Origin of the sequence: Ruegeria marisflavi (assembly GCF_025673445.1) — a bacterium.
Classification (GTDB): domain Bacteria; phylum Pseudomonadota; class Alphaproteobacteria; order Rhodobacterales; family Rhodobacteraceae; genus Ruegeria_B; species Ruegeria_B marisflavi.
In genome coordinates this window covers 157,149-179,082 of record NZ_JAOVQN010000003.1, presented here as the reverse complement: position 1 = coordinate 179,082, position 21,934 = coordinate 157,149, and the positions used below count along the sequence as shown (strand labels likewise).

The 21,934-nt window shown below is 61.7% G+C and carries 19 protein-coding genes and 1 tRNA gene; 13 read left to right on the top strand and 7 right to left on the bottom strand.

Annotated features, from left to right (window positions below):
* Positions 1-242: 242 nt before the first annotated feature.
* Positions 243-3,890: a vitamin B12-dependent ribonucleotide reductase gene (locus OEZ49_RS04645; protein ID WP_263387221.1), complete on the bottom strand. Its 3,648-nt coding sequence runs from the start codon at positions 3,888-3,890 to the stop codon at positions 243-245.
* Between the two features lie 527 nt (positions 3,891-4,417).
* Here OEZ49_RS04645 and OEZ49_RS04640 point away from each other — a divergent pair.
* Positions 4,418-4,864, top strand: coding sequence for a hypothetical protein (locus tag OEZ49_RS04640; RefSeq protein WP_263387220.1), 447 nt, complete (start codon positions 4,418-4,420; stop codon positions 4,862-4,864).
* 9 nt (positions 4,865-4,873) lie between these two features.
* Here the strand turns inward: OEZ49_RS04640 and OEZ49_RS04635 are convergent.
* The 4 genes from OEZ49_RS04635 to pdxH form a co-directional block, all read right to left on the bottom strand.
* Positions 4,874-4,950 (bottom strand) — tRNA-Pro (locus tag OEZ49_RS04635).
* A 43-nt stretch (positions 4,951-4,993) separates the two neighbouring features.
* Complete coding sequence (locus OEZ49_RS04630; RefSeq protein ID WP_263387219.1) at positions 4,994-5,461, bottom strand: DUF192 domain-containing protein; 468 nt, start codon at positions 5,459-5,461, stop codon at positions 4,994-4,996.
* Positions 5,462-5,470: 9 nt separating this feature from the next.
* Positions 5,471-5,998, bottom strand: a complete 528-nt coding sequence (locus OEZ49_RS04625) for a cold-shock protein (RefSeq protein WP_263387338.1) — start codon at positions 5,996-5,998, stop codon at positions 5,471-5,473.
* Between the two features lie 119 nt (positions 5,999-6,117).
* Complete coding sequence (gene pdxH / locus OEZ49_RS04620; protein ID WP_263387218.1) at positions 6,118-6,723, bottom strand: pyridoxamine 5'-phosphate oxidase; 606 nt, start codon at positions 6,721-6,723, stop codon at positions 6,118-6,120.
* Between the two features lie 135 nt (positions 6,724-6,858).
* Here pdxH and fabI point away from each other — a divergent pair, with 135 nt between their 5' ends.
* The 6 genes from fabI to OEZ49_RS04590 all read left to right on the top strand — a co-directional run bounded on the left by fabI (position 6,859) and on the right by OEZ49_RS04590 (position 13,414).
* Positions 6,859-7,665: an enoyl-ACP reductase FabI gene (gene fabI, locus OEZ49_RS04615; RefSeq protein WP_263387217.1), complete on the top strand. Its 807-nt coding sequence runs from the start codon at positions 6,859-6,861 to the stop codon at positions 7,663-7,665.
* 6 nt (positions 7,666-7,671) lie between these two features.
* Positions 7,672-8,187 (top strand): xanthine phosphoribosyltransferase, encoded by a 516-nt coding sequence (gene gpt, locus OEZ49_RS04610; protein WP_263387216.1) that lies wholly within the window; start codon positions 7,672-7,674, stop codon positions 8,185-8,187.
* A 69-nt stretch (positions 8,188-8,256) separates the two neighbouring features.
* Positions 8,257-9,432: an aminotransferase gene (locus OEZ49_RS04605; protein ID WP_263387215.1), complete on the top strand. Its 1,176-nt coding sequence runs from the start codon at positions 8,257-8,259 to the stop codon at positions 9,430-9,432.
* A gap of 90 nt (positions 9,433-9,522) precedes the next feature.
* On the top strand, positions 9,523-11,367 hold the full coding sequence (locus tag OEZ49_RS04600) for a peptidylprolyl isomerase (protein ID WP_263387214.1): 1,845 nt from the start codon (positions 9,523-9,525) through the stop codon (positions 11,365-11,367).
* 11 nt (positions 11,368-11,378) lie between these two features.
* Positions 11,379-12,890 (top strand): anthranilate synthase component I, encoded by a 1,512-nt coding sequence (gene trpE / locus OEZ49_RS04595; protein WP_263387213.1) that lies wholly within the window; start codon positions 11,379-11,381, stop codon positions 12,888-12,890.
* The gene (locus OEZ49_RS04590) at positions 12,890-13,414 is read left to right on the top strand and encodes a HutD/Ves family protein (protein WP_263387212.1); all 525 of its coding nucleotides are present in this window, start codon (positions 12,890-12,892) and stop codon (positions 13,412-13,414) included. The genes trpE and OEZ49_RS04590 overlap by 1 nt, the downstream gene beginning before the upstream one ends.
* Positions 13,415-13,455: 41 nt before the next feature.
* On the opposite strand, the gene OEZ49_RS04585 is transcribed toward OEZ49_RS04590, so the two are convergent.
* Positions 13,456-14,895 carry a divergent polysaccharide deacetylase family protein gene (locus OEZ49_RS04585; protein ID WP_263387211.1) on the bottom strand — a complete coding sequence of 480 codons (1,440 nt, stop codon included), beginning with the start codon at positions 14,893-14,895 and terminating at the stop codon, positions 13,456-13,458.
* A gap of 162 nt (positions 14,896-15,057) precedes the next feature.
* On the opposite strand from OEZ49_RS04585, the gene OEZ49_RS04580 reads away from it, so the two are divergent.
* The 6 genes from OEZ49_RS04580 (at position 15,058) to lexA (ending at position 19,874) form a co-directional block, all read left to right on the top strand.
* Positions 15,058-15,639, top strand: a complete 582-nt coding sequence (locus OEZ49_RS04580; protein ID WP_263387210.1) for an anthranilate synthase component II — start codon at positions 15,058-15,060, stop codon at positions 15,637-15,639.
* A complete protein-coding gene (gene trpD, locus OEZ49_RS04575; RefSeq protein ID WP_263387209.1) occupies positions 15,636-16,655 on the top strand; it encodes an anthranilate phosphoribosyltransferase in 1,020 nt (339 codons plus the stop codon). Before OEZ49_RS04580 ends, trpD begins: the two co-directional genes overlap by 4 nt.
* On the top strand, positions 16,652-17,464 hold the full coding sequence (gene trpC, locus OEZ49_RS04570) for an indole-3-glycerol phosphate synthase TrpC (protein ID WP_263387208.1): 813 nt from the start codon (positions 16,652-16,654) through the stop codon (positions 17,462-17,464). Before trpD ends, trpC begins: the two co-directional genes overlap by 4 nt.
* Positions 17,464-17,937, top strand: coding sequence for a cyclic pyranopterin monophosphate synthase MoaC (gene moaC / locus OEZ49_RS04565; RefSeq protein WP_263387207.1), 474 nt, complete (start codon positions 17,464-17,466; stop codon positions 17,935-17,937). Before trpC ends, moaC begins: the two co-directional genes overlap by 1 nt.
* Positions 17,934-19,103, top strand: a complete 1,170-nt coding sequence (locus OEZ49_RS04560; RefSeq protein WP_263387206.1) for a molybdopterin molybdotransferase MoeA — start codon at positions 17,934-17,936, stop codon at positions 19,101-19,103. The genes moaC and OEZ49_RS04560 overlap by 4 nt, the downstream gene beginning before the upstream one ends.
* 78 nt (positions 19,104-19,181) lie before the next feature.
* The gene (gene lexA / locus OEZ49_RS04555) at positions 19,182-19,874 is read left to right on the top strand and encodes a transcriptional repressor LexA (protein WP_263387205.1); all 693 of its coding nucleotides are present in this window, start codon (positions 19,182-19,184) and stop codon (positions 19,872-19,874) included.
* On the opposite strand, the gene OEZ49_RS04550 is transcribed toward lexA, so the two are convergent.
* The gene (locus OEZ49_RS04550; protein ID WP_263387204.1) at positions 19,868-21,898 is read right to left on the bottom strand and encodes a ComEC/Rec2 family competence protein; all 2,031 of its coding nucleotides are present in this window, start codon (positions 21,896-21,898) and stop codon (positions 19,868-19,870) included. The genes lexA and OEZ49_RS04550 overlap by 7 nt on opposite strands.
* Between the last annotated feature and the right edge of the window lie 36 nt (positions 21,899-21,934).

The window sequence follows — 21,934 nt, the reverse complement described above, 5'->3', positions numbered from 1 at the left end:
GCCCGGTTTTTCTGCCTGCGGCCTGGACGCGTCGGGGGCGAGCGCACCCGCCCCGTGATCGAGTGAGGGGGCTGGTCACCCCGCCCCACCCGGGACCCGGCAGCCCCAGCAGAGGGGCCATCGGCTGGAACGCCGGGCGCGGATAGACCACGCCGCCGGTTCCGGATTTCGGCGGGGCCGGATTTCCGAGGGAAGCCCCGGCCCCTACACGCCCCGGCGGGGGCGCGATTGGCGCCCTGTGGTTACGAGCAGCCGCTCGTCGAGCCGCAGGTGTTGCACTTCATGCAGGTGCCGTTGCGCACCAGCGTGTAGTTGCCGCATTCGCCACAGGCCTCGCCCTCGTAACCCTGCATGCGGGCCTTTGTCCGGGCATCCATGCCGGTGACCGTACCGGTGGTCAGCGAGGTCACTGTCACCGAAGCCGAACCAGTTTCGGGCACCAGGGTCTGAAGCGCTGCCAGCGGGTCCGCCCCGTTCACGGCGCCACCGTTCAGCACCACGAGTTCCTGCGGCAGGCGCTTGCGTAGATAGCCGGTGGAGCTGATCTGTTTCAGCACTTCGAGCGATTTCGACGCCGCCGTTTCCGTTACCGGCGCGACGTTCGAGACGCCCTCTTCCTCACCCCGGCCGATATCGTCGAAGCTCGCGCCCTCGGGTTTGACATGCGCCAGGTCGGTCCGGTCCAGATAGCTGACCGCCAGTTCCCGGAACACATAGTCAAGGATCGAGGTCGCGTTCTTGATCGAGTCGTTGCCCTGAACCATGCCCGCCGGTTCGAACTTGGTGAACGTAAAGGCGTCTACAAACTCTTCCAGCGGCACGCCATATTGCAGGCCGACCGAAACCGCGATGGCAAAGTTGTTCATCATCGCGCGGAAACCGGCACCTTCCTTGTGCATGTCGATGAAGATCTCGCCAAGGCTGCCATCACCATATTCGCCGGTACGCAGATACACCTTGTGACCGCCCACGATTGCCTTTTGGGTATAGCCCTTGCGGCGATGCGGCAGCTTTTCGCGGTGGCTGCGGATCACCTCCTTGACCACGATCTTCTCGATCACCTTCTCGGCCAGTACGGCGGCCTTCTCAGCCGGAGAGCCACTTTCCAGAATTTCCGCCGCCTCGTCGTCATCCTCGACCAGGGCCGTGGCCAGAGGCTGGCTCAGCTTGGATCCATCGCGGTAGAGCGCGTTGGCCTTGACCCCCAGCGACCAGCTCAGCTCGTATGCCTTCTGGCAATCCTCGATAGTGGCGTTGTTCGGCATGTTGATCGTCTTTGAGATCGCACCCGAGATGAAGCTCTGCGCCGCCGCCATCATGGTAATATGGCTGTCCACGCCCAAGAACCGCTTGCCCTTCTTGCCGCAAGGATTGGCGCAATCGAAGATCGCGTAATGCTCCTTGGCCAGATGCGGTGCGCCTTCCAGCGTCATGGTCCCGCAAACGTGGTCGTTGGCAGCCTCGATATCCTTTTTCGAGAAGCCTAGATGGCGCAGCAGGTCAAAGGTGGGATCGTTCAGCTTGGCATCCGGGATGCCCAGAACCTGTGTGCAGAATTCCTGACCCAGGGTCCACTGGTTGAACACGAACCGAATGTCAAAGGCCGATTCCAAGGCCGCCTCGATCTTGCTCAATTCGTTCGGTCCGAACCCATGACCGGTGAGCGATGTATGGTTGATCCCCGGCGCATTGCCGATCGAGCCATGGCCGACCGCATACGAAACGATCTCTTCAATTTGCGAGCTGGAATAGCCCAGGTGCTCCAACGCGGCCGGGACCGAGCGGTTGATGATCTTGAAATAGCCGCCACCGGCCAGTTTCTTGAACTTCACCAGTGCAAAATCGGGTTCGATCCCGGTGGTGTCGCAATCCATCACCAGACCGATGGTGCCGGTGGGTGCGATAACCGTGGTCTGCGCGTTGCGATAGCCGTTCTTCTCGCCCAGGCTCAGCGCCTCGTCCCAGGCGGTCATCGCCAATTCGACCAGCCGGTTGTCGGGGCAATTGGCGTGATCCAGCGGCACCGGCTTGACGCTCAGCTTTTCATAGCCGTTGGCCTTGCCATAAGCAGCGGCACGGTGGTTGCGAATGACGCGCAGCATGTGATCGGCATTGCGCTGGTATCCGGAAAACGGCCCCAGCTCTCCGGCGATCTCGGCCGAGGTGGCATAGGCGACACCGGTCATGATCGCGGTCAGCGCGCCACACAGCGCGCGCCCCTCGTCGCTGTCATAACTATGGCCCATGTTCATCAAAAGGCCGCCGATGTTGGCATAGCCCAGGCCCAGCGTGCGGAAATCATAGCTGAGCTGCGCAATTTCCTTGGACGGGAACTGCGCCATCATCACCGAGACTTCCAGCGTCAGCGTCCACAGGCGGATTGCATGCATATAGTCGTCGGCCTGGAACTCGCCATCCTTGAGGAAGGTCAGCAGGTTCATCGACGCCAGGTTGCAGGCTGTGTCGTCAAGGAACATGTATTCCGAGCACGGGTTCGAGCCGCGGATTTGCCCGTCTTCGGGGCAGGTGTGCCATTCGTTGACGGTGTCGTGGAACTGGATGCCCGGATCGGCGCAGGCCCACGCGGCATGCCCGACCTTTTCCCACAGGTCTCGCGCCTTAACCGTCTTGGCAACCTTGCCATCAACGCGGTTGATCAGTTCCCAATCGGCGTCCTTTTCGACCGCCTTCAGAAAGGCGTTGGTCACACGGATCGAGTTGTTCGAGTTCTGTCCCGAGACCGAGCTGTAGGCCTCGCTGTCCCAATCGGTGTCATAGGTAGGGAATTCGATGCTGGTGTGGCCCTGCTTGGCGTAATCCAGAACCCGTTTGATGTAGGTTTCAGGGATCGCGACCTTCTTTGCCTCGCGGATAGCGACCTTCAGGCTGTCGTTCACTGCCGGATCATAGGCGTCCGCCTCCACCCCGTCCCAGGAGCGGATGGCGGCAAAGATGCCGTTCAGCATCTTTTCGTGCATCTTCGAGCCGGCCACGATGCTGGCAACCTTCTGCTCTTCGATGACTTTCCACTGGATGAACTGTTCAATATCGGGGTGATCGGCGTCAACGATCACCATCTTGGCCGCGCGCCGGGTGGTGCCGCCCGACTTGATCGCGCCCGCCGCGCGGTCGCCGATCTTGAGAAAGCCCATCAGGCCCGAGGATTTGCCGCCGCCCGACAATTTCTCGCCCTCGGCGCGCAGGTGGCTAAAGTTGGTCCCGGTGCCGGACCCGTATTTAAACAGGCGCGCCTCGCGCACCCACAGGTCCATGATGCCGCCCTCGTTTACCAGGTCATCACTGACCGACTGAATAAAACAGGCGTGCGGCTGGGGATGCTCATAGGCACTGTCGGACTTGGTCAGCTTGCCGGTCTTGTAGTCGACATAGTGGTGGCCCTGCGCGGGGCCGTCTATGCCATAGGCCCAATGCAGGCCGGTGTTGAACCACTGCGGGCTGTTGGGTGCGGCGCGCTGGGTTGCCAGCATGAACCGCATCTCGTCGTAATAGGCGCGCGCGTCTTCCTCGGTCGAGAAATAGCCGCCCTTCCAACCCCAATAGGCCCAGGCGCCGGCCAGGCGATCGAAGACCTGCTTGGACGAGGTCTCTCCCCCCATCTCGGCACCATCATCGGCAACCGACCGCCACAGGAACTCGGGCACGCCCTTCTCGCGCACTTTCTTCAAACGGCTGGGAACGCCTGCCTTGCGAAAGTACTTCTGCGCGATGACGTCGCTTGCAACCTGGCTCCAGTCCTCGGGGACCTCGATATCGTCCAACCGAAACACGATACTGCCATCAGGATTGCGAATCTCGGAGGTCGCAGTGACAAACTCCAGTTCCGCATAGGCATCCTGCCCCGCAGTCGTGAACTTTCTTTCGATCTTCATGTCCCCAGCCCCTGGTCTTTTGGTTCATATGCGGCCACCTGGCCTCATCTTGTTTTCGGGTCCTGACCCGAGTTGAAACGAAGCACAAACCATGCCAACCGAGCCGAGCGGCATCGGATATCCAAGAGGATTAGCTGACTTGCGGTCGTCCTACCCGCACGCGGCTCCTGGTTATTTGTTACCAGATTTAGTGGCCCAACGTTCGGTCCACACAATCTGACGTATGCGGACATACAAGGTCAACGGCATTTTTTGGTGTTTCGAAGAATATTTTTCGTTGACCCGGCACCGCTAAAATCCTGCCGTTCACGACTATGCGATTCCTCCACACGACATCCACAAGCCTTTGCTGCGACAGCAAAGAAAGCAAATCCGCATTTTGCCAAATTTTCCTGCCCATTTAGCGACTGATGCTTCGGTTTAGGACGAATTTTTCTGCGCCGCAGCGAAATTCAACGGACCTCGCGCCGGCCGATGAAATGGCGTAAACGGGGCGTAGCAGTCTGGCAAAGAAACGAGTTTCGGACGTGATCAATAATCGTGCATTTCTGCTCTGCGTTCCGCTTTTCGTTGCATCCTGCACACAAGATGTAGCGCGGTATCACACCGCCGCGGTCTTCCCAGAGCGCCCAGTTGCCCTAATAGAGGGATTCGAATCCGCGTGCTCGAACCAGGCCGAAACGCTTCGACGCCAAGATGCGGAAACCGCGCAATGTTGGGTCTATCTTCCGCCGGAGGTCACCGCGAGCCTGATTCTGATCCATGACGGAACGCACGAGGATCTGCCCCAGCTCGTCCTTCAACTGCGCATTACCCGTCTGCCGGATCAACGGTACAGGGCTGATTTGGAGAACTTCATAAACATTCCGCAAACCAACGGACCCGACGTGCAGATTATCTATGATGACACGGCCACCCAGCGCAGCATTGCGCGCATGCTCAACGAACTGGGCGGGGAACCGATCAAGGAGTGACAAGAAGAGTGGTCGGGGCGGCGAGATTCGAACTCACGACCCCCTGTACCCAAAACAGGTGCGCTACCAGACTGCGCCACGCCCCGGACCGTGCGCCTTCCTAGCGGTGTGGCACTGATTTGAAAAGGCCTAACACGGCCAAACAGCGGAACCTTGCAAAAAAATCGGATGGCGCAGCTTACTTCCCGTCGAGATTCCATAACTAGTCGCAAGTCCACCATTTATTTCGAGTACGGCGAACACATCATCGCCTCCGGGAATCGCGGTTTCGTCATGCGGCAAGGCATTGGAATGCACGCGAGTAACTTCCCCAAACTGATCGACGAAGATCATGTCGAGCGGGATAAGAGTGTTCTTCATCCAGAACGCCACCCGTTGGGGACGTTCGAAAACAAAAAGCATTCCGGCACTTCTGGGCAGATGTTCACGAAACATCAACCCGCGTGACCGGTCTTGCGGGGTCGCGGCCACTTCAACAGCGAAGCGCAATTCGGCGTTCTCGTTCTTAACGAAAACAACATCGTCGCGGCAGGCCTCGAGCGCAAACGCCGGCGCGCTCAGGATTAGAGCAAGAAAAAGGAGCGCTGTGCGCAACATGCCGACGCCTCAATCTTTGATGGCCGCTTCCCAAGCAAGAACCTCGGCCGCCATACGACCGCGTTTTCCGTCGATGACCCGCATAGCGAGAGCCTCGCCCGGTTGCAGGTCGGACAAGCCAGATTGACGCAGAACCTCTATATGCAAGAAGACATCTTCACTACGTCCGAAGACGTTGGCAAAGCCAAAGCCCTTGCCCTTGTCGAACCACTTGACGCGGGCAGGTTCCATCGGAGCCAAGCGAATGGCGTCCTGATCGAGTTCCGCAAAATCGGAGAGTACGGCATTTTCCGAACGTTCCGGTGGAACAATCGAGATAACCTCGACTGCCTGAACTCCGCGCTCCGTTCGATGCGTGGAAATCTCTATCAAAGCGCCATCGGCAACTGAGCTTTGGCCAAAGTTGCGCAGTACATTGACATGCAGGAGTATGTCCGTCCCCCCTGCATCAGAGACGACAAACCCGTACCCTTTAGAAGGGTCAAACCATTTCACCCGTCCCCGTACTTGATAAACACTGCTCAGATCTTCGGCCACTTCATTTCCATCGTGGTTGGATGCATTTTCAGACCTCTGATGTGCCGGATTTTCACCCTGATTTTCAAGTGAAAAAAACTTTTTGTTTTCCGTTGGTTGCATTTCACGTCACGCGAATATCAAGGGTTTAGACGCTGGATTTCCCAGCTGTCACCGGGTTTGTTACAGCGCCATACAAAGCGGTCATGTAGCCGAAAAGCTCCATCCGCCCAAAATTCGATCTCAACCGGTCGCAGACGGAAACCACCCCAAAACGGTGGGCGAGAGGGATTCGGCCCCTTTGTAGCGGTGACTTTGGCAACCTCGGCCATCAACGCAGTGCGGCTGGCCAGCGGCTGGGATTGCTTTGACGCCCAGGCACCCAAGCGACTCTTGAGCGAACGGGAGTGATAGTAGTCATCCGCCTGCGGACCGTCTTCGCGACTGACTAGGCCACGCACCCTGATCTGCCGGCGTAGCGATTTCCAGTGCATGACGAAAGCGGCTCTGCCAGCACCGTCAAGCTCCTGCGCCTTTACGCTTTCGTAATTGGTGTAGAAGACAAAGGCCTCGGCCTCGATATCCTTGAGCAAAACCATCCGTACGTTGGGCAAGCCGTCAGGGTTAACCGTGGCCAGCGCGATTGCATTCGGATCATTGATCTCAGTGGACTCGGCTTCCGCCAGCCAGCTTCGCGCAATGGCAAATGGGTCATCACCGGCGAAGATGCCAGTTCGGTCACTCATGTCCATCCCCCTGAACAAGTTAATTCGAACCCTAAGCGCTCTTGCCCCTCTCAGCAAGAGCGCGCGCCCTTGAAGCGATATGTCCAATCGCATAAACCACTTTCTCATGACGCGAAGACAGGCGGAGAACCGAAGATGTCAAATCAGTTGATGGCGGGCAAACGCGGCCTCATCATGGGGCTGGCCAACGATAAATCCATCGCATGGGGGATCGCCAAGGCACTGTCCGACGCTGGGGCCGAACTTGCCTTTTCCTATCAGGGAGACGCGCTGAAGAAACGGGTCGATCCTTTGGCGGCTCAGTTGGGCAGCGAAATCGTTCTGCCCTGCGATGTAGGGGACGAGGCATCCATAGATGCGTTGTTCGAGGCTCTGGCCGAAAAATGGGGCAAGCTCGACTTTGTCGTGCATGCCATCGGCTTTTCCGACAAGAACGAATTGCGCGGCCGCTACGTCGATACCAGCCGGGCGAACTTCAAACTGACCATGGACATCTCGGTCTTTTCCTTCACCGCCGTGATGAAACGTGCCGAGAAACTGATGACCGACGGTGGCAGCGCCGTCACCCTCACCTATTACGGTGCCGAACAGGTCATGCCTCATTACAATGTGATGGGGGTCGCCAAGGCGGCGCTGGAAGCATCGGTCAAATACCTCGCCGAAGATCTGGGCAAGGACGGTATCCGCGTAAACGCCATCAGTGCCGGCCCGATCAAGACGCTGGCCGCCAGCGGCATCGGCGATTTCCGCTACATCATGAAGTGGAACGAGTACAACTCGCCGCTCCGCCGCAACGTGACCATCGAAGATGTGGGCAAATCGGCCCTCTACCTGCTGAGCGATCTCAGCTCGGGTGTCACGGGCGAGAACCTGCATGTCGACAGCGGCTATCACATCGTCGGGATGAAGGCGGTCGACGCCCCCGATATCGACAAGGGGTAATAGGGCATGAGCACCAAGGATCCGCATCGGCTGCCGCACGAAAAGGGCTTTCACATCAGCTGGGACCAGATCCACCGCGACAGCCGGGCGTTGGCCTGGCGGCTGGATGGTCAGGGACCCGACGAAGGCGCCTGGCGCGCTGTGGTGGCAATCACCCGCGGCGGCATGGCCCCCGCCATGATCGTCAGCCGCGAGCTGGACATTCGCACCGTCGACACGATCAGCGTGAAATCCTACCACCATCAGTCTCAGGGACAGGCACAGGTGCTGAAGGCGCCGGATGCGGGACTGATGGGCGATGGCACCGGGATACTGGTGATCGACGACCTGGTCGACAGCGGCAAGACACTGGAACTGGTGCGTGAGATGTATCCCAAGGCACACTTCGCCACTGTCTATGCCAAGCCCAAGGGCCGACCGATGGTCGATACCTTTATCACCGAGGTCAGCCAGGACACCTGGATCTTTTTCCCTTGGGACATGGCATTGCAATATGTCGAACCCTATCGCGGCACGGATTGATCCCTGCCAAGTAAACACGCGCCCTGCGGGGCGCGTTTCCTCGTTCAGATCAAAAACAGAGCACGCCCGATGACCCTGCCCCGCACCGCGACCACCTTTGCCCCACCGGTGATGGAGGCGCGGCGCTGGCTGGATGGGGTGGTCTTTCCCGCTGACCGCCCCTTGATCAATGTCAGCCAGGCGGCCCCCGTCGACCCACCGCCGCAGGCGCTGCGCCAAGCGATGGCCGATTTCGCCCTGACCGAGGACAGCGCGCATCTTTATGGCCCGGTGCTGGGCAACCCCGATCTGCGCGCCGAACTGGCCGACCAGATCAGCCGCCACTATGGCGGCACTGTCAGGCCGGAACAGGTGGCAATCACCTCGGGCTGTAACCAGGCCTTTGCCGCCGCCATCTCGGCGATTACCGGCGAAGGGGATGAGGTCATGCTTCCCACGCCATGGTATTTCAATCATAAAATGTGGCTCGACATGGCAGGCGTCAGGGCGGTGCCGCTGGCCACCGGACCCGGTCTTTTGCCCGATGTGGACGCTGCCCGCGCCCTGATCACGCCGCGCACCCGCGCCATCGCACTGGTGACACCGAACAACCCCGGCGGCGTGGAATACCCGGCCGATCTGGTCGGTGCATTTTACGATCTGGCCGTCGAACACGGTCTGAGGCTGATGGTCGACGAGACCTATCGCGATTTCGACAGCCGGTCAGGCGCGCCGCATGATCTGTTCACCCGGCCTGACTGGGACCAGACGCTGGTACATCTCTATTCCTTCTCCAAGGCCTATCGGTTGACCGGGCACCGGGTCGGCGCGCTGGCCAGCGACACCGCCTTGCTGGCGGAGATCGAGAAATTCCTGGATACCGTGGCCATCTGCCCCGGCCAGATCGGCCAGCATGCCGCGCTGTGGGGTATGCAGAACCTTGGCCAATGGGTTGCCGGTGAACGGGACGAAATCCTCGACCGCCGCACCGCGATCGAGGACGGCATGCCGGCGCTCGAAGCGAAGGGCTGGAAACTGCTCGGGCTCGGGGCCTATTTCGCCTATGTCGAACATCCGTTCGACATCTCCTCGGACGAATTGGCCAAACGTCTGGTGAGCGAGGCCGGTGTTCTGCTGCTTCCCGGAACGATGTTCATGCCCGAAGGAGACCCGGCCGGGGCGCGGCAGTTGCGCATCGCCTTCGCCAATCTCGACCGGGCTGGAATCGGGCAGTTGTTCGACCGGCTTTCCACCGTCCGTATCTGACCTTGCCCACCGGTGCTGCCCGGCGTATTCAGGGCGGCAATCAAAGAGGCATGGCAGAACAGCCAGATCAAGCCGCAGCAAGGGGGCGACATGGCCGCACGCGTCAAAAGCTTATCGAAAACCTTCGTCTGGATTCTCATGGGTCTGCTGATGGCTGGCCTTGCGGGGTTCGGCGCCGTGAACCTGAGCGGGACGATCCGCACCGTGGCCACGGTGGGAGACGAGACGATCAGCGTCGATGATTATGCCCGCGAGCTGCAACGCGAGATTCGCGCCGTCGAGGCACAGACTGGCCAACCCCTACAAATGAGCCAGGTGCGCGATCTGGGCATTGACCAAAACGTTTTGGCTCGTTTGGTGGCGATTGCCGCCCTGGATAACGAGGTCGCGGGCCTTGGCGTGTCGATCGGAGACGAGAACCTGAGCAAGGAGATCGTGCAGATTCCGGCCTTTCAGGGAGTCGATGGCAAGTTCGACCCAGAGGGCTATCGCTATGCGCTGGATAACGCAGGGCTGAGCGAGGCCGAATTCGAGGCCGACCTGCGCCGGGAATCGGCGCGCACGCTGGTACAGGGCGCAATCATGGGCGGGCTTTCCATGCCCGATACCTTTGCCGAGACGCTTGCGCAGTTCGTCGGCGCCCGCCGCAGCTTTACCATGGCAACAGTTGCCCCGGCTTCGCTGGACGAACCGGTGGCGGAACCCACTGACGCGCAGGTCGCGGCCTATTACTCTGAAAATACCGACCGTTTCATGCTGCCGCAGACGAAACGGATCACCTATGCCATCCTGTCGCCGGAAATGCTGCTGGACAGCGTGGCGCTTGAGGACAGCGCGGTGCGGCAACTCTATGAAAGCCGCGAAAGCGAATATCATCAGCCCGAGCGCCGCCTTGTCGAACGCCTGGTGTTTGCCGATGACGACGCAGCCGCCAGTGCAAAAGCACAGCTCGAGGTCGGCTCCGCCACGTTCGAGCAACTGGTGCAGGACCGTGGGCTGCAATTGTCCGACATCGATCTGGGTGACATGACGGCCGATGATCTCGGTTCCGCCGCCGAGGCGGTCTTTGCCGCCGGTGTCGGCGAGGTGGTAGGCCCGCTTCCCTCGGACCTCGGGCCCGCACTCTTCCGGGTGAATGGCACTCTGGACGAGCGTCTGACCAGTTTCGAGAGCGTCGAAGCCGAATTGCGCGACGAACTGGCCGGTGAACAGGCACGCCGCCAGATCGAGGCACAGGCCGAAGCGCTGAGCGACATGCTCGCGGGCGGCGCGACACTTGAGGAACTGGCACAGGAAACCGCGATGGAACTGGCCCAGGTCGACTGGACCGATGACAGTTCCGAAGGGGTCGCCGCCTATTCCGGCTTCCGCGATGCCGCGACCGAAGTGACCGAAGGCGATTTCCCCGAAATCCGTTTTCTTGAAGACGGATCGGTCTTTGCCCTGCGCCTGGACGAGGAACTGGCGCCGCGTCCGGAACCGCTGGAAAGCGCGGGCGATCGTGTCGCTGCGGCCTGGATCGCCGAGGAAACGGCCAAGGCCCTTGCCGACAAGGCCGCCAGCGTCGTGACCGGGCTGGCGAAAGACGGCGATTTCACCGCGACCGGCCTGCCCTATCGGGTTGAAAATGGCCTGACCCGCACCGCGTTTATCGACGGCACGCCGGCTGACTTCATGGAGCAGGTCTTTGCCATGCAACCGGGTGACCTGAAAGTGATCAACGGAACCGACGCGGCCTTTATAGTGCGGCTGGACGAGATCCTGCCGCCTGCGGAAACCGATGAACTTGCACAGATGAAACAGGCGCTAAGCGCCCAGGTCAGCCAGGCCCTCGCCCAGAACATCTTCGACCTTTATGTCCGTGACGCCCAGACCCGTGCCCAGCCGACGCTGGACCAGCGGGCTCTGACTGCGGTGCAGACCAGCTTCCAGTAAGGGGCCGCAACATGGCGCTTACCCCCGACTTCGAAACCTTTGCCCGGGCCTACGAGGCCGGTGAAAACCAGGTGGTTCACACCCGGCTGGCAGCCGACCTCGACACTCCCGTTTCCCTGATGCTCAAGCTGACGGGCGCGCAGAAGGACGCCTTCATGCTCGAATCCGTGACCGGCGGCGAGGTGCGCGGGCGTTATTCGATCATCGGGATGAAGCCGGACCTGATCTGGCGCTGCCATGGCGAAACCTCCTCGCTCAACCGGTCGGCCCGGTTCGACCCCGACGCTTTCGTCGCGCAGGACGGTAATCCGCTGTCCAATCTGCGGTCGCTGCTGGCAGAAAGCCGCATTTCGTTGCCCGAGGACATGCCGCAGGCCTCGGCCGGGCTCTTCGGCTATCTTGGTTATGACATGGTCCGGCTGGTCGAGCACCTGCCCGACGTTAACCCCGATCCTCTGGGCCTGCCGGATGCGCTGATGATGCGGCCTTCGGTCGTTGCCGTGCTTGACGGCGTCAAGGGAGAGGTCACGGTCGTTTCTCCGGCCTGGGTCAGCGAAGGCCAGACGGCGCGCGCAGCCTATGCCCAGGCGGCCGAGCGGGTAATGGACGCGGTGCGCGACCTTGAACGTGCCATGCCGGGGGAAAGCCGAGACCTGGGCGAAGCCTATGAAGTGGCGCCGCCGGTGTCGAACTTTACCAAGGACGGCTACAAGGCCGCGGTGGAGAATGCCAAGGAGTACATCCGCGCGGGCGATATCTTCCAAGTCGTGCCCGCGCAGCGCTGGACGCAGGAGTTTCCGCTACCGCCATTTGCGCTTTACCGCTCGCTCCGGCGCACGAACCCGTCGCCTTTCATGTTCTATTTCAATTTCGGCGGCTTCCAGGTAGTGGGCGCAAGCCCTGAAATCCTGGTGCGTGTGTTCGGGCAGGAGGTGACCATTCGCCCGATCGCCGGAACTCGCCCGCGCGGGGCCACGCCCGAGGAGGATCGCGCGCTCGAAGCGGATCTTCTGGCCGACAAGAAAGAACTGGCCGAACACCTGATGCTGCTCGACCTTGGCCGCAACGATGCCGGGCGAGTGAGCAAGATCGGCACCGTGCGCCCGACCGAGAAATTCATCATCGAGCGTTACTCACATGTGATGCATATCGTGTCGAATGTCGTAGGCGAACTGGCTCCGGACAAGGACGCGTTGGATGCCTTTTTTGCCGGGATGCCTGCCGGAACGGTCAGCGGTGCGCCCAAGGTGCGCGCGATGCAGATCATCGACGAACTGGAGCCCGAGAAACGCGGCATCTATGGCGGCGGTGTCGGCTATTTCAGCGCCGGTGGCGACATGGACATGTGCATCGCGCTGCGCACCGCCATCGTCAAGGACCGCAATCTTTATATCCAGGCCGGTGGCGGCGTGGTCTATGACAGCGATCCCGAAGCAGAATTCATGGAGACCGTGCACAAATCGAACGCCATCCGGCGGGCGGCGGCGGATGCGGCGCGTTTCACTGGCAACGGCAACCGCTGATGACCGTTCTCGATCCGCTCACACTCCCGCCTGTTCCCTGGAAGAATGGCGGTGGCGTGACGCGCGAGATCGCGGGCAGTCCACCGACCTGGCGGCTTAGCCTGGCTGATGTGGCTAGCGAAGGCCCCTTCTCAGTGTTCTCTGGGCTTGAGCGTATTTTGACGGTGATCGAAGGCGCCGGGATGGAACTGCATTTCGAGCAGCAGGTGCGGCAGGCGCTCCTGGGGGAGCCGCTACGATTCTCGGGCGACGACCCGGTCACCGGCGTACTGCCCCACGGACCCATCCGTGATCTGAACCTGATCTACGACCCGCACCAAGTGAACGGAACAGTTGAGGTTTTTGAAGGCGCCCAAAGCCTGCCGACCAATCCCGCCGAAGTCGCGACATATGTTCTGACAGGCTCTGTCTCGTGCCAAGGTCAGAAAATGAGCGCTGGCAAGATGATGCTACAACGGGCAGCGCCGATCGCCCTGATCGACGGAACCAAGGTTATCCGCATTTCCATCTCTGAGCGTCCCTGAGCCCTCATCCAGTTGCACCCACCATCAGTGGCGCACCACCCCTACTGTGCACGACGCTTCATGACCGCGGATATCGGCGCCAAAGCCACGCGACCTGCGCGATCTTGCAAGCCCCAAAGCAGCAGCGCCGAAATCGTGTCCGGCCGGACCCGGCCCAACATGACCACCGAACCTTCCTGCCCTGCGCGGAACGCAGCCTGATCGAGGAATCGGCGCATCACCGTGGGCGACTGTCCGGCCCCATCAAAATCCCGAAACACAACCGCTGCCGGTATTCCGTCACGGGCCGCCAACTTGTAAACCGTGTTCAGCCCGTTGTCCTGTGTCAGCAACCCGCGCCCGGTGCCTGCCGCAATCGCGGTGACCTGATCCGAGAGCGCCCGGTTGCCCTGGATCCCAGTATCAGTCCCCTCCAGAATGCCCACGGTTTCCGGCAGCTTACCAAGCCAGACAGACATAGACACCTCTGCATCCTGCGCGGTGGAGGTCGCGGCCAGATCGGCGATGATCAAAACCTCGGCGCCAGCAGACCGATAACGGGCCATTTTCTCGGCGGCGTCGGGATCATTCGGGTCGAGTGCGTAACTTAGCGGATAAGGAAATTCGCGCAGCGCTTCGCCTCCCAACCCGTTCGCGTCATCGATCAGGACGATCGACAGCAATGGCTTGTCATCGGGGTTCTCGAACTCTGCCGCGAACAGGTCGATCGGCCGGGCTTCTAGCGCACCAGTTGCTGTCTCTGCCTTATCGCGCTCGGTGAGGGGAATGACGGGCGTGCCGACGTGAGGTACTGAAGCCTCCGACTCCGACCCGATCTGCGGCAGCACAGCGATACGGGAGGTCTTCTCCTCTTCCGGTTTCGGTTCTTCTGCGGCCTTGGTATCGGGCGTTGGATCAGAATCTCTGTCCGGCACGGTTGTCGCGGTGACCTCGTCCTTGGAAGGTTGCGCATCGGTGCTGGCGACAACCTCCAGCAAAGGCTCTGACACAGCAGGCGCCACAGCCTGATCGGGGACCGATGTGGTCGACAATGACGGTTGTTCCGGGGCGGCGGTGTTGATTGTGGGCTCGGTGCTATCTTGCGGCGCAAGCGGCGCTTCGGCCATTGGTGCCGGGGCAACCGGTTCGACGCCATCAACCGAGACATCCGCACCAGCGGCCTCGACCGGTTCCGTGATCGCATCCGAGACCGCGCCGACAACGGGTTTCTCGGGCGGTTGCGTGTCGGTCCCGGACAAGGCGGTGAGCGTTTCGCCGCCGTCCTTGGCATCCGGCTGGCGGGGGGCCAGTTCAACCAGGTCCGCGTCGCGCCCGGGTGCCGCGATGATTCCCGTCTCGGACTGTGCCGCACCGCTCTGCGCGGACGGGGCATCGCTTGCGACATCGGGACGTTTCGGCAAAGGGGTTGCAAGTGACAGCCACGCCCCCGCGATTAGCACCAGGATAGCGCCCGTAAGGATACCTCCGAAATATCCGCCCATCTCCTCAAGCCTCTTTGATTGGTCTTGTTTCTACTTTTTGCCTGTTGCTCCCGTCTGCCCTTGACGCTGCCGCGCAAGCCTGAACATGTAGGGGCGCGACCACTATAGCTTGGCTGGGCCCTGCGCCACCAGCCCCTAATGCCCGACAGGAAAAGGCCCAAGATGCTGCTCTTGATCGACAACTACGACAGTTTCACATACAACCTCGTGCATTACCTTGGCGAACTCGGCGCCGAGATCGAGGTGCGTCGCAATGACGCCCTGAACGTGCAGGAAGCAATGGCCATGCGGCCCGCCGGCATCCTGCTGAGCCCGGGTCCCTGCGACCCCGATCAGGCCGGAATCTGCCTTGCCCTGACCGAAGCTGCCGCTGAAACGCGCACACCGTTGATGGGTGTCTGCCTTGGTCACCAGACCATCGGTCAGGCGTTTGGTGGCAAGGTGGTGCGCTGCCATGAGATCGTGCATGGCAAGATGGGCAAGATGCACCACACCGGCAAGGGCCTGTTCGCTGGACTCCCCTCGCCCTTCGAGGCGACCCGATATCATTCCCTGGTCGTGGATCGCGAGAGCCTGCCCGAGTGCCTGGAAATCACGGCCGAGCTGGAAGACGGCACCATCATGGGCCTGCAACACAAGAGCCTGCCGATCCACGGTGTTCAGTTCCACCCGGAATCCATCGCCTCGGAACACGGGCATGCGCTGCTGAAGAATTTCCTTGATACTATGAAGGTTCCGGCATGAGCGACGCGCTGAAACCGTTGATCGGTGCCGCCGCCGACCGCCCGCTGACCCGTGCCGAGGCCGAAGCGGCCTTTACCATCCTGTTCGAAGGCGAAGCGACGCCCAGCCAGATCGGCGGCCTGCTGATGGCACTGCGTACCCGTGGCGAAACCGTCGATGAATTCGCAGCCGCAGCTGCTGTGATGCGGGCCAAATGCAACGCCGTGCGCGCGCCCGAGGGGGCGATGGATATCGTGGGCACCGGCGGGGATGGCAAAAATACACTCAACATCTCGACCGCGACCGCCTTTGTGACCGCTGGCGCAGGCGTCGTCGTGGCCAAGCACGGCAACCGCAACCTCAGTTCGAAATCCGGTACCGCCGATCTGCAATCGCAGATGGGAATCAACGTGATGGTCGGCCCAAAAACCGTTGAAAAGGCACTGAAAGAGGCTGGCATCGGCTTCATGATGGCGCCCATGCATCACCCGGCGACCGCGCATGTGATGCCGACCCGGTCAGAGCTGGGAACCCGCACCATATTCAACATCCTGGGGCCGCTCACCAACCCCGCCGGGGTCAAACGTCAATTGACCGGTGCCTTCACCCGGTCGTTGATCCGGCCCATGGCCGAAACACTGGGTCTGCTGGGATCTGACCGCGCCTGGCTGGTGCATGGCTCGGACGGCACCGACGAGATGACGATCACCGGCATCACCTGGGTCGCCGCGCTGGAGGACGGAACAGTCAAGGATGTCGAGCTTCACCCCGAGGATGCCGGGCTGCCGGTGCATCCGTTCGAGGCCATCATCGGCGGCACGCCCGAAGAAAACGCATCCGCTTTTCGCGCCCTGCTGGATGGTGCGCCTTCAGCCTATCGCGACGCGGTGCTGCTTAACGCCGCCGCCGCGCTGGTGGTCGCTGACACCGCCGCCGACCTGCGCGAAGGTGTCGCCATGGCCGCCGAAAGCATCGACAGCGGCAAGGCCCGTGCCAAGGTCGAAGCCCTTGCCCGCATTACACAGGAATCCGCATGACAGAGACTGTTCTGGACAAGATCAAAGCCTACAAGCTGGAAGAAGTCGCCGCCGACAAGGCCCGCGTACCGCTGTCGACGCTTGAGGCCGATGCGCGCGAGGCCGAACCGACACGCGGCTTTGCCGACGCACTGATCCAGGCGACACGCGACGGTTATGGCCTGATTGCCGAGATCAAGAAGGCCAGCCCGTCAAAAGGCCTGATCCGCCCGGATTTCGATCCACCCGCTCTGGCAGCAGCCTATGCCGAAGGCGGCGCGACATGCTTGTCGGTGCTCACCGATACCCCCAGCTTTCAGGGGGCCAAGGAATACCTGTCTGCGGCCCGCGCGGCCTGCACGCTTCCGGCCTTGCGCAAGGACTTCATGTACGACCCCTATCAGGTTGTCGAGGCGCGCGCGCTTGGGGCGGATTGCATCCTGATCATCATGGCCTCGGTCGAGGACGCGCAGGCAGAAGAGCTGGAACAGACCGCCATGGACTGGGGCATGGATGTTCTGATCGAAGTGCATGACGAGGCCGAACTGGAACGGGCACAACTTCTGAAAAGCCCGCTCATCGGCATCAACAACCGAAACCTCAAAACCTTTGAGACCTCGCTCGACACCACCCGGCGGCTGTCAAAGCTTGTGCCTCCGGACCGGATCATCGTGTGCGAAAGCGGGTTGAACACCTCGGCCGATCTGGCGGATATGGCCCGCTATGGCGCGCGGTGTTTCCTGATCGGCGAAAGCCTGATGCGGCAGGACGATGTGGCGCAAGCCACCAGCGACCTGCTTGCCAACCCGCTGATGCCCGGAGCGATGTGATGGCGCTTACCCATTTCGACGCCAAGGGCGACGCGCATATGGTCGATGTCTCCGACAAGGCGGTGACGGACCGGGTTGCGGTTGCGCGCGGGCATGTCGTGATGGCGCAGGCGACATTTGATCTGATCTCCGAGGGCCGCGCCAAGAAGGGCGACGTCCTGGGCGTGGCGCGTCTCGCCGGCATCATGGGGGCCAAGAAAACCCCCGACCTGATCCCGCTCTGCCATCCGCTTCCGATCACCAAGGTTGCAGTCGAACTGACGCTCGACCCAGACCTTCCCGGTGTTCAGATCGAAGCAACGGTCAAGACCACCGGCCAGACCGGGGTCGAGATGGAGGCGCTGACAGCCGTGTCCACCGCCGCGCTGACGGTCTATGACATGGTCAAGGCCGTCGACAAGGCGATGCAGATCGGCGGGATCCAAGTTGCCCTTAAAGATGGCGGAAAATCAGGACGTTATGAGGCGACATGATCACCGTCGAAGAAGCGCGCAAACTGCTGCTGGATCTGGTCACCCCGGTTGACACCGAACAGGTGCCATTGGCCCTGGCGGCCCGGCGCGTGTTGGCGGCCGATGTGGCCGCAACCCGGGATCAGCCGCCTTTTGCCGCCTCGTCGATGGACGGTTATGCCTTGAAATCCGCCGAGGTGGAACGCCACGCGATGCTCAAGGTGATCGGAGAAGCCGCTGCCGGCCATCGCTATGGCGGTCAGGTAGGCGCCGGACAGGCCGTGCGCATCTTTACCGGCGCCCCTGTTCCCGACGGCGCGGATTTTGTTGTCATTCAGGAAGATGTGGAGCGAAAGGGCGACCTGATCACCATTCGGAACCAACCCGGAGACAAATCAAACATTCGCCCCGCAGGTGCCGATTTCCGGGTTGGTCAGATCATCTCGTCCCCGCGGATACTGCGGCCCGAAGACATTGCGCTGCTTGCTGCCATGAACACACCGGTGGTACCGGTGCGCCGCAAGCCGGTTGTCGCCTTGATTTCGACAGGCGATGAACTGGTCATGCCCGGAGAAGAGCCAGGACCCGACCAGATCATCGCATCGAATACCTTCGGTCTGAAAGCGATGTTCGAGGAGGCGTGCGCGCATGTGCGTTTGTTGCCGATCGCACGCGATACCCGCGGATCGCTCGCCACCGCCCTGGATCTCGCGTCAGGCGCGGATCTGGTCGTCACCGTCGGTGGCGCCTCGGTCGGCGACCACGACCTGGTCGGCGATGTCACCTCTGGGCTTGGGATGGAGCGCGCCTTTTACAAGGTACGCATGCGGCCGGGCAAGCCCCTGATGGCCGGTCGCCTGAACGGCATGGCAATGGTTGGCCTGCCTGGAAACCCTGTTTCTGCAATGGTTTGCGGACATATCTTCGTGTTGCCCATGTTGCAGAAGCTTCTGGGTCTGAACCCGCAAGTGAACTTCCACCGGGCAACGCTGGCGGCCTCGTTATCCGCCAACGGCCCCCGCGAGCATTACATGCGGGCCACGGTCGAAAATGGCCAGATCACCGCATTCGGCGATCAGGACAGCTCGCTCCTGTCGATCCTGGCGCAAGCAAACGCCCTTTTGATGCGCCCACCCGATGACCCGGCTTTGGCCGAAGGTAACCAGGTACTCTACTTGCCGTTGTAGGTTGTTGACACGCTTGTTGACACAAAACAAGAACATGCGTAGAACAAATGTAAACACAAGGGTAAAGGGGTGCGGGCCATGCTGACCAAGAAGCAACTGGATTTGCTGGAATTCATTCACAAGCGGATGCAGGCGGACGGTGTTCCACCCAGTTTCGACGAGATGAAACTGGCGCTGGATCTGCGCTCCAAATCCGGCATCCACCGGTTGATCACCGCACTGGAAGAGCGGGGTTTCATCCGGAGATTGGCCCACCGTGCCCGCGCGATAGAAATCGTGAAACTTCCTGAAAGCCTGGGCGGCGAGCCAACGACAGGTTTTACCCCCCGCGTGATCGAGGGAGACCGGCCCAATTCACGCCCGGCAAACGCCGAGCCGGTCAGTATCCACGTCGTCGAGCTTCCCGTTATGGGCCGCATTGCCGCTGGCGTTCCCATCGAGGCGATCAGCCACGTCTCGCACCAGGTTGCGGTGCCCGGCAGCATGATCGGCCGAGGCGAACATTACGCGCTTGAGGTCAAGGGCGACTCGATGATCGAGGCCGGCATCAACGAGGGCGATGTCGTGGTAATCCGCGAAACTTCGGTAGCTGACAATGGCGATATCGTCGTGGCCCTTGTCGAAGGACAGGAAGCAACATTGAAACGATTCTTTCGTCGCGGCGGCTCCATCGCGCTCGAGGCGGCCAATCCGGCTTACGAAACCCGCGTGTTCCCCGAAGACAAGGTGAGCGTTCAGGGCCGGCTTGTCGGGTTGATCCGGACCTACTGATCCCGCTGCGCTGCCGGCGACCACAGCCGACGCTCCTGCCCTGCGATGGCGGACAGCTTGCCATCCTGAGACAGGCTGACCGCCCCCGAGCGCGACAGGCTGGCGGGATCAAACACCATGCACGGACCGATCAAGTCCAGTGGTACGGATGAAATGACGATTTCCGTCTTGGTACACCCGGTCAGTTGCTGCGCCCCGCGCTTGCCGGTCACATGTACAATTTGGACCGCCCCGCTCTGTATCCGTCTGACGTTACCCTCGCCTGGCCAGCGCGCAGCGGCAGTCGGTTGATCGGCACCGTCGCCATCATTCTCCAGCCAGACCTCGGCGATGAATCCCGAGCCGCGCGGCTTGCTCAGCGCGCGCCCCTCTGGCGTCATGATCCCGACCAGCCCGCCGGTGTCGGCAACCAAAATGTCCGGCCTCTCCGTCAGGGACCAAATGACCAGAGCCGCGGCCATGATCGGCACACCTGCCAACCGTAAGCGGCCGCGCCACAAAACAACACTCAACCCGCCGAGCGCCAGAAGCGGCAGCACCTCTGGCCCAGGACGCGCCACAAAGCCCTGAGCACCTTCGATACTGGCGGTCCAATGCGCCACCCCAAGGATCCAGCTGAGCCCCAACTCCATAAGCTTCAACCCGATCCAATCAAGCGAGACCGGCGCCAATACCAGCGCCAACACCGCCGCCGGAATGATCAGCAACCCCATCAGCGGGACCGAGACCAGGTTGGCTAACAGCCCGAAATGGGCAATGGTGTTGAAATGCGCGGCTGCGACCGGAGCCGTGGCCAGCCCGGCCACTGCCGAAGACACCACCAGCCCCGCCACCGGATGCAGCCACCGCGGTCCCAGGCTGATCTCTGCGTCCCGGATCCAGCCAAAGACCGCGACCAGCGCCACGGTCGCGGCGAAACTCATCTGGAACCCCGGACCAAGCAGCGCCTCGGGGCGCAGCAGCAGCACACCGGTGGCCGCGGCTGCCACCGCACGCAGCGACAAGGCCCGTCGGTCGACCAGCACCGCCCCCAGCATGACCGCGACCATGACAAAAGCCCTTTGCGTCGCCACGTTGCCCCCCGACAGCGCCAGATACCCCGCCGCGACCAGCAAAGCGCCAATGGCCGCAAGCTTGCGCACCGGCAGGCGCAACGCGAGCGATGGGATCAACGACAGGCCAACCCGCAATGCGGCAAACACGAACCCCGCGAGAAGCCCCATGTGCAATCCCGAGATCGCCAGCAGATGCGCCAGATTGCTTGCCCGAAGCGCCATCAGGGCAGATTGGCTGACACCGCTGCGGTCACCCGTGGTCACGGCGGCGGCAAACCCGCCGACATCGCCCGGCAGTTGCTCGCGGATCCTGTCCGAGGCCGCCGTTCGGACAGCCAGCAGGCGCAGCCGGAATGCGCTGGTATCCGCAGGGGCCGCGACCAACATGGGCGTTCGCGTGTACCCGATCGCCCCCAGCCTCTGAAACCAGGCGTGGCGCCGGAAATCAAAGCCGCCGGGCTCCACCGGGCCTTGCGGCGGCGCAAGATGCGCCATTGTCATGACACGCCCGCCCGGAGGCAATTGCGCGGTATCGTCGGACAGGGATATCCGGACCTGGTCCGGCACTTCGTCCGCCGCGATCCTGTCCATCCGGACCTGGTCCAATGTCACCCGCAACCGGTCCGAGGCAGAGCGGTCCAGCGCAATGACGCGCCCCTCGACCGGGCCGTAATATCGCCAGTCGAGCACCGGGGCCGAGACATAATGCGCCCGACCCGCCGCCAGGAGGAACCCGGAGTTGACCAGAACCAGCGCCCAAAGCAGCGGCGACCACGCGGCGGACACCCGCCGGGCCAGGACCGCCAGAACCAGCGCGACACAGGCGACGAATGCGACGCCCCATGTGCCCGGCTCCTGCCGTGGCAGAAAGTAGAAACCGATCCCAATGCCCAGAAAGACCGGAACCCAGGGAAACAAGTGCCCCCTCTGCTCCAGCAGGCCGCGTTCGATCCTGGCCAGAACGCGCATGCTTGCTCCTGATCGCCCGGCTCGTTAGACAGGCGT